This is a genomic window from Gluconacetobacter asukensis (assembly GCF_014174375.1).
Lineage (GTDB): Bacteria > Pseudomonadota > Alphaproteobacteria > Acetobacterales > Acetobacteraceae > Gluconacetobacter > Gluconacetobacter asukensis.
On the sequence record NZ_JABEQE010000002.1, the window covers coordinates 54,545 to 69,674 of the forward strand.

The following is a 15,130-nucleotide window of genomic DNA, read 5'->3' on the forward strand; positions in this document are numbered from 1 at the left end:
CATACCGCCCCGACCGGGCCGCCAGAAGGACGAAAACGTCCTTCCAGCATGAATTTTTTTGGAAATTATTGATTTGGATTTACAAAGAAACATCGACACCGAACATGTAGGCCGAACCGAAATATTGCAGTTCGACCATTCTTTTCGCGGAGATGCCCTGTGTCGCATTCTGCATCGTATTGGTGAAATTGCGAGCCTGGAAATTGACGGTGACCCTACGATTGATCCGGTAGCTCGCGCCGATGTCGAAATTCAGGAACGGCTGCACGTAGCTGTCCAGTGACGGGTCCGAGCCCAGGCCGGTCATGGTCAGTCCCTGGTAATTACCGTTGAACTGCACGTTGACCGGTCCATAATTATAGAAGGCTTCGAAGTTCCAGACATGGCTTGTGGTGTTGGGTAACGTCTCCTGCGTGCCGTTACGCTGCTGGCCCCGCGAATTGACGTAGGTCATATTGCCGCCGACCCCGAATCCTTTCAGAATTCCTGGCAGGAATTCGAATTGCTGCCGGTAGTTCAGTTCGAATCCGCGGGCGTAGGCATTGGGGATATTGGCGTAGGTGCTGACGGTGGCCTGACCGGGCAGATTATAGCACCCCGTGCAATAATTCGTGTAATTTACGATATAGTTCTTGAACAGCTTGTAGAATGCTCCGCCGGAAATGATTCCGCCATGTGGCAGGTAATATTCCATCGACACGTCGAAATTATTGCCGGTGGTCGGCTTCAGACCGGGATTGCCGATGCTGACCGCGTTCGTGGACGTATTGACCGTCTGGCTGGCCGTCACCTGGTTGAAGCCGGGGCGGCCAACGGCAGTGGACCAATTGGCGCGGGCGATCAGATTATCGGTGATATTGTAGCGCAACTGCACGGTTGGAAAGAAATTGGCATATTCCTGCCCCACCGCGCGCGGTGAAAGCGTGGTGACGCTGCCCTGCGTCACCGTCTGCGTACCACGATAGACACCATCCGTCTTTTCATAGCGGAAACCGGCGAGAATCCCCAGACGGCGCCAGGTAGCCCGATATTGCAGATAGGTATTATAGACGTTTTCGTTATCGTTGATATATTGCTGCTGCGCCGTCGTGCCGGCGGAACTGGTGACCTGCGGATAGATCGCGCTGCTGGCCAACTGGTTGACCTGGTGAGGGCCGGCCGGGTAGCCGATATTATAAAGCCCGTCGAAGAACGTCCATTGGTCGCTACCCGCCAACTGCCCGGCGGTGACGTTGGGCAGGTGGGAATATGTATAGGTCGGGTCATAATGCTGGATATGCTCCATGCGCAGACCGCCGCCGAAGCTGAGCATGCCCTTGAGTTCGCGGAACAGGTTCAGCTCCGTCGACGCCCCGACATGACCGGTCCATTCGTAATCCTTGTCGTGCTGGATCTGGTTGCTCAACGACGACAGTTTGTACGCATTATAGTCCAGCGGGTTGAGCCCGTTCAGCACGGTAACCGTCGGGCGCAGGGGATTGGTCACATTGTCATAACTGACCGGAACATTTGTCGGGCCGGCGAAATTGGAGACATAGGACGAGGTCTGATCGACATTGTTGGCGGCCCAGGCACCGAAATAATCCAGCTTGAAGCGCCCGATCCTGCTGTCGCCGCCGAATTTGTAAACCCGCTCCAGATCCGTGGTCTTGGTATTGGTCACACCCTGCGATAGGCTTGCGGTACCATCCTGCCCCGGATCACCCAGACCGGTCTTGGGGCTGAACGCATAGATCAGCTGATTCCTGACGACCGGCGCATAGATCGCCGATTCGAACATTTTCAGATAGATCTTGTTATTATGGTCGATATCCCAGCCCAGCGTGCCGCCGTAGGAATAACGCACCTTGTGCCCCGCATACATCACCTGCGATGCCTGCGTGACCTTGTTCGCCTGGCTGCCGACCGGATCGCCCGACGCGAATTTCTGTTGCAGGTCCCCCATGTTCAACCAATCGGTCAAACCGTTGAGGAAGAACGATACGCTGAACGGCCTCTCGCCCGATGCATGGGGATTGAAGGGATCGCCATGCAGGCCAAACCGCATGCCGCCCGCCAGAGTGCCCTGAAAAACCGGCGTCGCGCTGGGATCGCGGTAGCCGCCCGCAAGGTGGAATTTCAGGAACGGGTCCTGATTTTCGCCGATATCGCGCGACAGGATGTTCATCTGGCCGCCCAGCGCGATGGCGTCCTGCTCGGGGCGGTTGGTCTTGGTAAGTTCCAGCGCCCCGGCCAGCGATGCCGGCATGGCATCCAGCGGCATGGCGCGGCCCGAGCCGCTCATCGAGCCGGCGGGCAGCAGAACGTCCTCGAACATCACGCCATTGAGGCTGGAATCCAGGCCGCGTATCTGGAGTGCCCGCGATTCGCCGCTTTTGAAGATGATCGAGGCTCCGGGCATCCGGCGCATCGCGTCACCCAGAACGAAGTTCGGAATCTTCTCGATTTCCGACTGCGGCATCAGAACGACGATGTTGGGCGCGTTTTTCTGGACCAGGCGCGCTTCCTCGATGGTGCCGAGGGCATTGGCCTTGGGCGGGCGCTTGAAACCCACGACCTGAAGATGCTCGGGGGCGGAGGAGCGCGCCGCGTCCGCGTGCCGCGCGCCACGTCCGGCGTCACCGCCATGAGATCGCCCGGCATCGGCATGCGACGCCCGCTTACCGTGGTGCTTCTTGCTTTCCTTGTGCCTCTTCCCGTCATGATGGGACTTTTCCACCTTCTGTACATCCTGGGCATACAGAAGAGGCGCCCCGACAGGGGCCAGCGCGGTCGCCAGGCATAGAAGCGTGCTGCGGCATAGCATCGGATGGATACGCATCGAAAATGACGACTCCAGGCGGTGCGGGCACGCTGGGCGGCCTCGCTGGATCTGACGGGGAAAGATCGGAATATCAGTGCCGCCGCCCCGGAAGATGGGGGCGGCGAGCGGGATGTCAGGGCTTCTTCTTGGCGTCGGCAGCCGCCTTCGCGGCGGCCTGGGCGACCGGATCGGGCGCCACGGTGTAGATGTCCAGCGCCGCCGGACCGTCCGGCGTCTTGGCGTGGGCGATATAAAGCTGCTTCAGCTTGTCGACATAGACGGAGACCTTGCCGGTCTTGGTGTCGATGCGCTGGATTTCGGTGAAATGATCGGCATCGTCGCGGTGAAAGACGCTCAGCCCTTCGCTGCCGCTGACATACAGACGGGCATTTCCGCCGTCCCAGGTGATGCCATCGGCCGTATCCACCGAACCGGCGGTGGAGAGCAGCGTGCCGTTGGCCGCATCGATCACCGACAGCTTGCCCGGCTTGCGGCCGATGACGAACAGGCGCTGGGTCTTGCCGTCATAGGCCATCGGCGTGATCAGATTCAGGCCGGGAACGGTCCAGATCGTCTTCAGCGTCCGCGTCGCCAGATCGATGACGGCGATCTGGTTCTTGTCGCGCAGGTTGGCGAACATCAGGCCGCGCGCGTGATCGATGGCCATCATCTCGATATTGGACGACGGAATCGCGATCCGCGCGACTTCCTTGTACGTCTTGACGTCGATCACGCTGATCGACGAATTGTCGGACTTGTCCTTCTTGCCGCCGTTGCCGATATAGAAGAGACCCGCCTTCTTGTCGTAGATGGCTTCATCGGCGCCCTGCCGCAGCGGAATGACCCTGGCGATCTTCAGCGACGGCACGTCGACCACGACGCAGCCCAGCTTGTCGTCCGAAACGAACATCTGATGCTGGTCGGCGACATAAGCGGGCGTATGCGGCAAACCGAACCCGCCGGCCGAGGCCAGGTGCGCCCCGTCGCTGAGGCGGAACATTTCGACCGTCGCATGTTTTTCCGCCATGATCAGAAGGCGATCATCCTTCTTGTCCACGGCGAAATGATCGAAGCCGCCTTCGGTGATTTCGGGTAACGGCGTGCTGCGCAGGAATTGCACGGGGCCATTGTCGGCATTCAACGGCGCGGCCATCGCCGTTCCGCAACCGACCAGAACCGTGCCCACAAGAAGAAAAAATTTTCTCATTTCTACAACATCCCATCCGTTCGGCAGTCATGGACCACCGGAAAGGCGGTCTCCGCGACAACGGCGGATCAACTGCGAAATGAATGACGGTGTTATAGTCGAGCGTATTGGAAACCTGCGTGAAGGTTCTGAAGAACAATTGCGGCTGAATTTTTAAAACATTGGCGATTGTTTAGACTGCCCGCAATCGCCGACGCCAGGCAGGCGCAGGCGCATATGTTCCATGCCCCCGATAGACGACGGACGTGGTGAACAGGGTCAGCGCGTTGAAATAACCCCCAAACTTCGTTCCGTCACGAGCCGCAGGGTATCGAAATGGTGCAGCGCAGGCCGGGATCATTGTCCGACAGGACGATGGTGCCGCCATGCAGCCGCACGATCGCCCGCGCCATGCTCAGCCCCAGGCCGCTGCCCGGCACCGACCGGCTGGCATCCAGCCGCACGAACCGATCGAAGACCTTCTCGCGACTCTCCGGTGGAATACCGGCGCCATTATCGGCAACGACCAGGATCGCGCAATCGTCGCGCACCTGCCGCGTGACCATGATCATGCTACCGGCCGGCGTGTGGTTGATCGCGTTTTCCACCAGGTTGGACAGCATCTGCGACAGCAGGACGATATCCCCCAGCACAGTGATCGGCGCGGCATCGCCAGCCGCCAGGGACTGCCCCCGGTCCTCGGCCAGAGGGCGATACATTTCCACGATCTGGCAGACCAGCACGTCCAGCGGGACAGGCGACAGCGCATCGGTGGCGATCCGGGCCTCGATCTGGGAGAGGCGGAGAAGAGAGGAAAAAATTTCCAGCGCTCCATCCAGATCGTCCAGCGCGTCTTCGATCATGTCCCGCCCTTCGGCGGATACTTTCTGGAACGCCGCCGCCATCTCCAGCCGCTGGCGCAGGCGCGACAGGGGGCGGCGCATGTCGTGCGCGATATCGTTCGATACCTGCCGCAGGCTGGCGATCAATTGCTCGTTTTTCTCCAGCATCGCGTTCAGACTGTGCGACAGATGGTCGAATTCGTCGTCACCCCCCTGATAGGGAATGCGCCGGGACATATCGCCATTCATGATCTGCCGCGCGGTGACGCTGATCGTCTCGATCCGCCCCAGGATAACCGCGCTGAGCAGCGTGCCGCCGCCCACGCCCAGGACAGCGAAGCCGATGACACCCCACCCGAGCAGCATCCAGACATCACGCCGCAATTCGGTCAGGGAGCGCGCATTGAGGCCGACAAACAGATAGCCGTCCTTCAGCAGTACCCCTTCGCCGAAGATCATCTGGGTCCGCTCGCCGGACGGCCGCCGGTGTTCGCGCGACAGCCAGCGCAGACCGGGCCATGGATGCAGATGCAGCATGTTACCGGCGACCACGCGCTGCGAATCATCCTGCAGGAGATAGAAGAATTCGGGTTCATGCCGCACCAGTCCCTGGATGACCGGCTGGATATCCGCCAGGTTGCGCCCCCCGGCGGATGACAGGATCTCAGTCACTTCCGCAATCACCGCCCGGCGGATCTGCTGCTCCATGGAATGCTGGCTATGCAGGGCTGCCAGAAGAACAACAAACAGGCCGGACACGATCAGCAGCCCGGCAAACAGCAGCACGATCCGGAAGGAGAGGCTGGACGCGATCCGGTACAACCTGTCCAGCCGGTGTTTCACGGGGCCGTATCCGCTTGATCGAAGGAGGGACAATCATGGGACACCATGATGTAGCCGGCGCCACGAACAGTGCGGATCAACTGCCGCCCGTCAGGCCCCAGCTTGTCGCGCAGGCGGCTGATATGGTTTTCGACCAGATTGGTATGAACGGGAAAATCGACGTTCCAGGCATAATGCAGCAGCATCTTCCGCGACAGAATGACACCGGGATTGTGCATGAAATATTCCAGGACCTTGATCTCCTGGGGTTGCAGCTGCAGCTTCACGCCGAAACGCGTCACGTCTCGTGACAGCAGATCCAGCGTGATGCCGGCGATCCGCAGAGCCGTCGCAGCGCGCGCCGGGCCCGCGCGACGCACCAGCACGACCACCCGCGCCGCCAGTTCACGCATGGCGAAAGGCTTGACCAGATAATCGTCCGCCCCGCCGCGCAGCCCCTCCACCCGACTGGACACGCCGTCCATCGTCGTCAGGACCAGTACAGGCGTGCGGATCTCCTCCTTGCGCAGTCGGGTCAGCACCTGCATGCCGTCCATGCCCGGGAGCATCCGGTCCAGCACGACAACGTCCCAGGGCTCGCGCAGGATATGGATCAGCCCCTCCATTCCGTCGAAGGCGCATGTCACCGCAATGTCATACTGCGCCAGACCTTCGCGGATATAGGCCGCCATGTCCGCGTCGTCCTCGACCAGCAGCAATCGTATCGGGGAATATTTTTTGCTCATGCCGGCGCGACAATAGCGGCAGCCGCCCCCCGAGCGTAAGCAGGACATCGGCGATATGGGGATTTTTTACCCATCCTTCCCTACCGACCTGTCCCGTCGGCTCACAACGGGCTGGACAGGGGGGGACGCCATGGGAATAACTCCAGCCTTTACCCTGCCCTCCATGCCGGATCACTATACACGATGACCGCTCGCCCCCATCTTCTCGACGCCCTCCGTGACCAGGTCCTGCTCTGCGATGGCGGCATGGGCTCGCGCGTGCAGGTGCTCGACCTCGATGTCGAGCGCGATTACTGGGGGCAGGAGAACTGCACCGAGATCCTGAACCTGTCCCGCCCCGAACTGGTGCGCGAAATCCATCGCGGCTATTTCGAAGCCGGCGCGGACATGGTCGAAACCAATTCCTTCGGCGGTTCGCCCATCACGCTGGGCGAATTCGGCCTGACCGACCGGGCGCGCGAGATCAACCGCACCGCCGCCCATCTGGCGCGCGAGGCCGCCGAGAGCTTCGCCGACGGCCGCCACCGCTATGTGGTGGGCTCGATCGGGCCGGGCACCAAGCTGCCCTCGCTGGGCAATATCGATTACGACACGCTGGAAGCCGGCATCGCCGAGCAATGCCGGGGCCTGATCGAAGGCGGCGTCGATGCGCTGCTGATCGAAACCTGCCAGGACACGCTCCAGATCAAGGCGGCGGTGAACGGTGCCAAGATCGCCCGTGCCGAGCAGGGCACCGACACCCCGATCTTCGTGCAGGTGACGGTCGAGACCACCGGCACGCTGCTGGTCGGGCCGGACATCGCGGCGGCGGCCACGGCCATCCACGCGCTGGACGTGCCGCTGATGGGGCTGAACTGCGCCACCGGCCCGCAGGAAATGGCCGAGCATGTGCGCTGGCTGGCCACCAACTGGCCGGGCCTGGTCTCCATCCAGCCCAATGCCGGCCTGCCCGAACTGGTGAACGGCCAGACCCACTACCCGCTCTCGCCCGCCGACATGGCAAGCTGGGTGGAGCGCTTCATCACCGAGGACGGGCTGAACCTGGTCGGCGGCTGCTGCGGCACCTCCACCCCGCATATCGCGGCGCTGGACGCCATGCTGCGCCGCCGCGCCGAGGGCACGGGCCGCCACCGCCCCGCCCCGATCGTCCGCCGGCCGGTGTGGATTCCCTCGGTCGCCAGCCTCTACACCCAGGTGCCGCTGCGGCAGGAAAACAGCTATTTCTCGATCGGCGAGCGCTGCAACGCCAACGGCTCGAAGAAATGGCGTACCCTTCAGGAAGAGGGCGACTGGGACGGTTGCGTGGCCGTGGGCCGCGAGCAGGTGGGCGAGGGCTCCAACGCGCTGGATATCTGCACCGCCTTCGTCGGCCGCGACGAGATGCGCGAGATGAACGAGGTGGTGACCCGCTTCACCGCCTCGGTCAACGCGCCGCTGGTGATCGATTCCACCGAAACCCCGGTCATCGAGGCCGCGCTGAAGCTGTATGGCGGCAAGGCGATCATCAACTCGATCAATTTCGAGGATGGCGAGGGCCACGCCCGCGACCGCATGCTCCTGGCCCGCAAGTACGGCGCCGCCGTGGTGGCGCTGACGATCGACGAAGTCGGCATGGCCAAGACGGCCGAGGACAAGCTGCGCATCGCCACCCGGCTGGTGGAATTCGCCTGCGACCGCCACGGCCTGCCGCAGTCGGACCTGATGATCGACCCGCTGACCTTCACCATCGGCACCGGCGTCGAGGACGACCGCAAGCTGGGCCTGTGGACGCTGGAGGGCATCCGCCAGATCCATGAGCGCTTCCCCGACATCCAGATCGTGCTGGGCCTGTCGAACATCTCGTTCGGCCTCAACCCGGCGGCGCGCGCGGTGCTGAATTCCGTGTTCCTCGATCACGCGGTGCGCGCGGGCATGACGGCGGCGATCGTCCATGTCTCGAAGATCCGCCCGCTGCACCTGATCCCCGAGGAAGAGGTGAAGGTGGCCGAAGACCTGATCTTCGACCGCCGTGCGGAGGGCTACGACCCGCTGCAGAAGCTGCTGGAACTGTTCGCCGACCGCAAGGCCAGCGATGCGGTGAAGAAGGTCCGTGCCGAAACGGTGGAAGGCCGCCTGAAGGACCGCATCGTCGATGGCGACCGCAAAGGGCTGGAAGCCGATCTCGACGAGGCGATGGCCACCATCCCGCCGCTGGACATCATCAACACCATCCTGCTGGACGGCATGAAGGTGGTGGGCGAGCTGTTCGGCGCCGGCAAGATGCAGCTGCCCTTCGTGCTGCAATCGGCCGAGACGATGAAGGCCGCCGTCGCCCATCTGGAGCCGCACATGGAGCGCGTCGAGGGCCAGGCGCGCGGCATCATCGTGCTGGCGACCGTCAAGGGCGACGTGCATGATATCGGCAAGAATCTGGTCGATATCATCCTGACCAATAACGGCTACCGGGTGATCAATCTGGGCATCAAGGTGCCGGTCGCCGACATGATCACCGCCGCACGCGAGCACAGTGCCGATGCGGTGGGCATGTCGGGCCTGCTGGTCAAATCGACCGTGATCATGCGCGAAAACCTCGAAGAGATGGCCCGTCAGGGGGTCGACCTGCCCGTGCTGCTGGGCGGCGCCGCGCTGACCCGCAATTATGTCGAGGAAGATTGCGCCGCCGCCTACGGCACCGACGGCCGCGTGGCCTATGCCCGCGATGCGTTCGACGGCCTGTCGCTGATGGACCAGGTGGCCAAGGGCGAGTTCGACAATTACCTGGCCGCCGTGCGCTCCCGCCGCGCCGGCAAGGCCACCCGCTCGCGCCCGCGCGACATGGAACAGCAGGAGCAGCGCGGCTTCGGCCCCGTCGATATCGCCGCCGCCCGCGCCCGCCGCCACCGCCTGACGCAGGGCGAGCCGGTCGTTACCCCGCCCTTCTGGGGTTCCAGGGTGCTGGAAGCCACGCCGGACGCCGTTCTGCCGTTCCTGAACGAGCGGTCGCTCTATCAATTCCAGTGGGGCTTCCGCAAGCAGGGCCGCTCGCTGGACGATTTCATGGGCTGGGCCAAGCAGGAACTGCGCCCCGTGCTGCGCCGCATGCTGGCGCTGGCGGCCGAGCACGACATCCTGCGGCCCCAGGCCTCCTACGGCTACTGGAAGGCGGCGGGCCAGGGCAACGACCTGATCCTGTTCGCCGAGGACGGCACCACCGAGGTCGCGCGCTTCGCCCTGCCGCGCCAGCCGCGCGAGGATGGCGCCTGCATCGCCGATTTCGTGCGCGACGTGGATGACGAGGCCCGGGACGTGATCGGGTTGCAGGTCGTCACCGTGGGCCAGAAGGCGTCGGACATGGCCCGCGAATGGTTCGAGGCCAACCGCTACAAGGATTACCTCTACCTGCACGGGCTTTCGGTCGAGATGGCCGAGGCGATGGCCGAATATACCCACAAGCGCATCCGCGCCGAGCTGGGCTTCGCCGCCGAGGACGACCGCGACATGGCGAAGCTGCTGCAACAGGGCTATCGCGGATCGCGCTATTCCTTCGGCTATCCCGCCTGCCCGAGGCTGGAGGACCAGGAGCCGATCCTGAAGCTGCTGGATGCCGAGCGGATCGGCGTGTCGCTGACCGACGGCTACCAGTTGCACCCGGAGCAATCGACCTCCGCCCTGGTGGTCCTCAATCCGCAGGCGAAATATTTTTCGATCTGACGGAAGACCGCCATCTACAGCCAGCGCGCGATGTTGACCGCATGATCCCCCCCCCGGCATCATCGCGCAATGGTATCCCCCTCCCTTCCACCGCCGGGTGACGACAGCGCTGCCCCGCCGCCCGACGCGCGGCGGGCGGTCGAGGCGCTGTGGCAGGCCCTGTCGCAGCATGCCGCCCAGGCCCCGCCCCCCACCGAATGGGATATCCGCCGCCTGGCCCGCGCCTTCGGGATGCATGGCGACCATTGCGTGGTAGGGCTGATCGCCGAGGACAAGGGCCAGCTCATCCGCGAGAGCGCCCATGTGCTGACCTGCCTGATGCGGATCTGGGCGGCGCGCGACCTCCCGGCCGGCGCCGTATGGACCGAGCTGGACCGCCGCACCCAGGTCGGCGAATTGCTGGTGATGCTGAACAACACGCAGCGCCGCCGCGCCGGCCGGCCCGCCGGACGGTCCCTGGGCCGCCCGTGGAAGATCCAGTCCACCAAGTTGCCCTGATGGCGCGGATGCGATCTTTCCTTTGGCACCACGGGGGCCGGGTGGCATAAGCGCCCGTGGATAACGCCCCTCGATCACGCCCTCCGGGCCAGACGGCCCGCCGCAGCACAAGGACAGTTCCGCCCCTCATGTTTCGGGTCCCTTTTTTCCCGGCGTCCGGCCGGGTGGCCGATCCTGGTCCATGAGCGGAGCCTGGGTGGATCTGGCGGCCGCGCTGGTGGTGGTGGCTTCGGCCCTGTTCGGGTGGGGGCGCGGCCTGGTCCGCGAAATCCTGGGCCTGGCAACCTGGGCCGGCGCGCTGGTCCTGGCCATGCGCTGGATGGAGCCGGTGCGGCAGGCGCTCACGCCGTGGATCGACAACCCGCTGGTCGCGTCCGCCGCCGGCTTCGTCCTGCCCTTCATCGGGCTGCTGATCGTCTTCACGCTGCTGGCCCAGCTTCTCGGCCGGATCGTCCGCGACTCGGCGCTGGGCGGGCTGAACGGCATGCTGGGCCTGCTGTTCGGCGGGCTGCGGGGCTATGTTCTCCTGGCCGTGCTCTATCTTGCCGTGGGGACGGAAGTGGCCCCGGCGGAATGGCCCCAGCCGGTGCAGGATGCACGGGCCACGGCTTTCGTTGCCCGGGGGGCCTTCTTTCTGAGCGGGTTCCTGCCCATTTCCATGCAGGCACGCCTTGCGCAACCGCCGCAGACGCGCCATGACGCCCCGATATGACCCCTTAGCGGGGCCTCCCCAGTGCCAGCCCGGGGTCTCCGCCCGGTCACCCGCCGAGGAAAGAGAACTGATCATGCCGATCCGCCCCACCGTCCCGCAGGCCGCCACCTCATGCAGCCCGGCCGCCGCGTGTCCGTCGGGCCACCGCGACGACGTGCCGCCGCAGTGGCACGACGACGACAAGCCGCATGAGGAATGCGGCGTCTTCGGCGTCTGGAACGTCAAGGATGCCTCGGCCCTGACGGCATTGGGCCTGCACGCGCTCCAGCATCGCGGGCAGGAAGCCACCGGTATCGTGTCGTATGACGGCGAGCGCTTCCACACCCACAAGGGCCTGGGGCTGGTGGGCGACGTGTTCGGCGACGCGCGGGTCATGGCCACCCTGCCCGGCCACCGGGCGGTGGGCCACAACCGCTACGCCACCACGGGCGCCACGCTGATCCGCAACGTGCAGCCGCTGTTCGCCGATTTCGAGTTCGGCGGCCTGGCGGTGGCGCATAACGGCAACCTGACGAACGCCGAGACCCTGAAGCGCGCGCTGGTGCGCCGTGGCTGCATCTTCCAGTCCACAACCGACAGCGAGGTGTTCATCCACCTGATCGCGATCTCGCTCTACGCCTCGGTGATCGACCGGCTGATCGACGCGCTGAAGCAGGTGCTGGGCGCCTATTCGCTGGTGGTGCTGTCGCGTGACGCGCTGATCGGTGTGCGCGACCCGCTGGGCGTGCGGCCGCTGATCCTGGGCCGCATCCCCGGCGAGACCGAGTCCGCCCCGCCATCCTGGGTGCTGGCCAGCGAAACCTGCGCGCTGGACATCGTGGGCGCGGAATTCGTCCGCGATGTCGAGCCGGGCGAGGTCGTCATCATCGACAATGACGGCGTGCGCTCGGTCAAGCCCTTCGGCGAGCAGAAGGGCCGGTTCTGCGTGTTCGAATATATCTATTTCGCGCGCCCGGACTCGGTGCTGGACGGCGTGCCGGTCTATGAGGCTCGCAAGCGCATCGGCATCGAGCTGGCCCGCGAAAGCGGGGTCGAGGCCGACGTGATCGTCCCGGTGCCGGATTCCGGCGTGCCATCGGCCATGGGCTATGCCATGGCCAGCGGCATTCCCTTCGAGCTGGGCATCATCCGCAACCATTATGTCGGCCGCACCTTCATCGAGCCGACCGACCAGATCCGCCATCTGGGCGTGAAGCTGAAACATTCGACCAACCGCCCGGTGCTGGACGGCAAGCGCGTGGTGCTGGTCGATGATTCGATCGTGCGCGGCACCACCTCGCGCAAGATCGTGGACATGGTCCGCGCCGCCGGCGCGCGCGAGGTGCATATGCGCATCTCCTCGCCGCCGACCACGCATTCCTGCTTCTACGGCATCGACACGCCCGAGCGCAGCAAGCTGCTGGCCGCCCAGCACGATCTGAAGGAAATGGCCGAGCTGATCGGCGTCGACAGCCTGGCCTTCATCTCGTTCGACGGGCTGTACCGCGCCCTGGGCCATGAGGGCCGCGCGGCGGCGGCGGGCCGCTATTGCGATGCCTGCTTCACCGGCGACTACCCGATCGCCCTGGTCGATTACGAGGCCGCCGGCGGCGACCCGCACTGCGCGTGACCGCCTGCCGGGCATGAGGCCGCAGGGCGGCCACCCACCATGCTGACGGGCAGCGTGGCGCTGGTGACCGGCGCCAGTCGCGGCATCGGCCGCGCCACCGCCCTGGCCCTGGCCGATGCCGGAGCCCATTGCATCCTCACCGCCCTTACCCCTGGCGGGCTGGAGGAAACCGACGATTTGATCGCACGGCGCACCGGCCGGCACGCGACCCTGCTGCCCCTGGACCTGCGGGACGGGGCGGCGATCGACGCGCTGGGCCCGTCGATCGCGGCGCGCTTCGGCCGGCTGGACGTGCTGGTCCATTGTGCCGCCATGCTGGGCGTGCTCACGCCCGTCACCCACATGCGCGACACGGACTGGGACACCACGCTGGCGGTCAACGCCACCGCCGCCTGGCGGCTGATCCGTACCACGGCCCCGCTGCTGGAGCGCGCCCCGGCCGGCCGCGCATTGTTCCTGACCGACGGGCATGCCGCCCGCCCCGCCAGCTTCTGGGGCATGATGGCGGCCTCGAAAGCGGCGATGGAGGCCGTGGTGCTGACCTGGGCCGATGAAATCGACCCGGACTCGGCGCTGCGGGTCAATTTGTACGATCCCGGCCCGGTGGCCACCCGGCTGCAGGTGCAGGCCATGCCCGCCGCCGACCTGTCCGCCCTGCCCCGGCCCGAAGACGCCGCCGCCGCCATCGCCGCCCTGTGCCGCCCCGACGCGCAACGGCACGGGCAGAGGATCGTGGCCGCCGGAGCCTGACGCGCGCGCCCGATCCTGTTATGACACCGACATGGCCAAGAAACCCCAGATACCCGGCACCCCGGCGACGCTGGCGCTGACCCGTGCCGGGATCGCCTTCACCCCCGTGACCTACACGTACGATCCCGATGCCGACCGGCTGGGCGTGCAGGCCGCCGAGGCGATCGGCGAGCCGCCGGCCCGGGTGTTCAAGACCCTGATGGCGGAAATCGACGGCAAGGCCGTCTGCGTCGTCGTGCCGTCGGACCACGAGGTCAGCATGAAGAAGCTGGCCGCCGCCTTCGGCGGCAAGAGCGCGAAGATGATGAAGCCGGCCGATGCCGAGCGCATCACCGGCTTCCGTGTCGGCGGCATCAGCCCGTTCGGGCAGAAGAAGCGCGTGCCCACGGCTTTCGCCCGGCAGGCGGCCGATCTGCCCTATCTCTACACCAATGGCGGGCAGCGGGGCTTGCAGATACGCCTTGCCCCGGCCGACGCGCTACGCGCCTGCGAAGCTATGCTGGCGGATCTGACGGCGGAGTGATCTTCTTTTTCTGAAGAAAAAGAAGCAAAAAGACTTTTGATTCGTTCAGGGCCCTCGCGTGGCCCGGCAAAAAACTCCTGAACGAATCAAAGTTTTTTGGTTCTTTTTTTCAAAAAAGAACGCCTTCCCTTCTTATCCCTGCTGCTGCGAGGGATCGGCCATCTGGACCGGCGCGGTCGGGAACTTGCCCGATTTCGCGATCACTTCCGGGTCTTCGTTCGCCGCCGGCAGATAGACATGGGGCAGGATGGCGTTCAGCCGACTGGCCACCTGGTCGCTGATATCGACCTGCGGCCCATGCAGCACGGTCAGGCCCGACTGCACCACCAGCGTCAGTCCGCGCGCCTTCGCCACACTGTTCACCACCTGGCCGATTTCGCGCTGGACCTGGTTCAGCGCGATCTGGATATCTTCCTCCAGAATCCGGTTGCGGTTGCCGAACTTGCGCTGATCGGCCGCCACGCGCTGCTGCAGGCTGCGCTGCTGGGCTTCGGCCTCGGGCCGGGCCGCGTTCATCATCTGCTGGCGCAGGGCCTGGATCTGCTCCTCCTCGGCCCGCACGTCGCGGATCAGGGCGTCGCGCCGCGTGCCCATTTCCTTCTCGACCTCCTGGATCGCGACGGATTGCCGCATGATCGCATCGGTGTCGAATACGCCGACGATCGGGGCGGGCGGCTTGGCGGCGGGCGGCAGCGGCCCGAAATCGGGCACTGGCGGCGCCGGCAGCAGGGGCTGCTGGTCGGCGGCGGCGGGTGCTGCAGCCGGCGCGGGGGCCGCGACGGCAGGGGTCAGGACGGCACCCATCCCGGTCACAACGAAGAATCCGGCCAGAAGCCGGCGGCACGAGGTCCGGGAAATATCGGTCATGATCGCAATCCGTAAGGCAGGGAGCAAACGCGACGGCGCGAGGGCCGGAGACGGCAAAAAGAGCAATGCTGCCCTGCCTAGC

General features: G+C 64.9%; 11 protein-coding genes. 6 read left to right on the forward strand and 5 right to left on the reverse strand.

Annotated elements, in window-relative coordinates; all coding sequences use genetic code 11:
- Nucleotides 1–79: 79 nt before the first annotated feature.
- The 4 genes from HLH35_RS02630 to HLH35_RS02645 form a co-directional block, all read right to left on the reverse strand.
- The gene (locus tag HLH35_RS02630; RefSeq protein ID WP_182977666.1) at nucleotides 80–2,821 is read right to left on the reverse strand and encodes a TonB-dependent receptor; all 2,742 of its coding nucleotides are present in this window, start codon (nucleotides 2,819–2,821) and stop codon (nucleotides 80–82) included.
- A 115-nt stretch (nucleotides 2,822–2,936) separates the two neighbouring features.
- Nucleotides 2,937–4,010 (reverse strand): YncE family protein, encoded by a 1,074-nt coding sequence (locus tag HLH35_RS02635; RefSeq protein ID WP_182977667.1) that lies wholly within the window; start codon nucleotides 4,008–4,010, stop codon nucleotides 2,937–2,939.
- 293 nt (nucleotides 4,011–4,303) lie between these two features.
- Nucleotides 4,304–5,674, reverse strand: a complete 1,371-nt coding sequence (locus tag HLH35_RS02640; RefSeq protein WP_338029274.1) for a sensor histidine kinase — start codon at nucleotides 5,672–5,674, stop codon at nucleotides 4,304–4,306.
- Nucleotides 5,671–6,399 (reverse strand): response regulator transcription factor, encoded by a 729-nt coding sequence (locus tag HLH35_RS02645; RefSeq protein ID WP_182964833.1) that lies wholly within the window; start codon nucleotides 6,397–6,399, stop codon nucleotides 5,671–5,673. Before HLH35_RS02645 ends, HLH35_RS02640 begins: the two co-directional genes overlap by 4 nt.
- 183 nt (nucleotides 6,400–6,582) lie before the next feature.
- Between HLH35_RS02645 and metH the strand changes: the two genes are divergently transcribed.
- The 6 genes from metH (at nucleotide 6,583) to ybaK (ending at nucleotide 14,181) form a co-directional block, all read left to right on the forward strand.
- Nucleotides 6,583–10,089: a methionine synthase gene (gene metH / locus HLH35_RS02650; RefSeq protein ID WP_182977668.1), complete on the forward strand. Its 3,507-nt coding sequence runs from the start codon at nucleotides 6,583–6,585 to the stop codon at nucleotides 10,087–10,089.
- 69 nt (nucleotides 10,090–10,158) lie between these two features.
- A complete protein-coding gene (locus HLH35_RS02655) occupies nucleotides 10,159–10,587 on the forward strand; it encodes a phosphoribosyl-ATP pyrophosphatase (RefSeq protein ID WP_182977669.1) in 429 nt (142 codons plus the stop codon).
- 181 nt (nucleotides 10,588–10,768) lie between these two features.
- Entirely contained in the window at nucleotides 10,769–11,299 is a 531-nt protein-coding gene (locus tag HLH35_RS02660) for a CvpA family protein (protein ID WP_182977670.1), read from the forward strand.
- Nucleotides 11,300–11,372: 73 nt separating this feature from the next.
- Complete coding sequence (gene purF / locus HLH35_RS02665) at nucleotides 11,373–12,908, forward strand: amidophosphoribosyltransferase (RefSeq protein WP_220790509.1); 1,536 nt, start codon at nucleotides 11,373–11,375, stop codon at nucleotides 12,906–12,908.
- 39 nt (nucleotides 12,909–12,947) lie between these two features.
- On the forward strand, nucleotides 12,948–13,658 hold the full coding sequence (locus HLH35_RS02670) for an SDR family NAD(P)-dependent oxidoreductase (protein ID WP_182977671.1): 711 nt from the start codon (nucleotides 12,948–12,950) through the stop codon (nucleotides 13,656–13,658).
- A gap of 31 nt (nucleotides 13,659–13,689) precedes the next feature.
- Nucleotides 13,690–14,181 carry a Cys-tRNA(Pro) deacylase gene (gene ybaK / locus HLH35_RS02675; RefSeq protein WP_182977672.1) on the forward strand — a complete coding sequence of 164 codons (492 nt, stop codon included), beginning with the start codon at nucleotides 13,690–13,692 and terminating at the stop codon, nucleotides 14,179–14,181.
- A gap of 132 nt (nucleotides 14,182–14,313) precedes the next feature.
- Here the strand turns inward: ybaK and HLH35_RS02680 are convergent, their stop codons facing one another.
- Nucleotides 14,314–15,048 carry an OmpH family outer membrane protein gene (locus HLH35_RS02680; protein WP_182977673.1) on the reverse strand — a complete coding sequence of 245 codons (735 nt, stop codon included), beginning with the start codon at nucleotides 15,046–15,048 and terminating at the stop codon, nucleotides 14,314–14,316.
- Nucleotides 15,049–15,130: the final 82 nt, after the last annotated feature.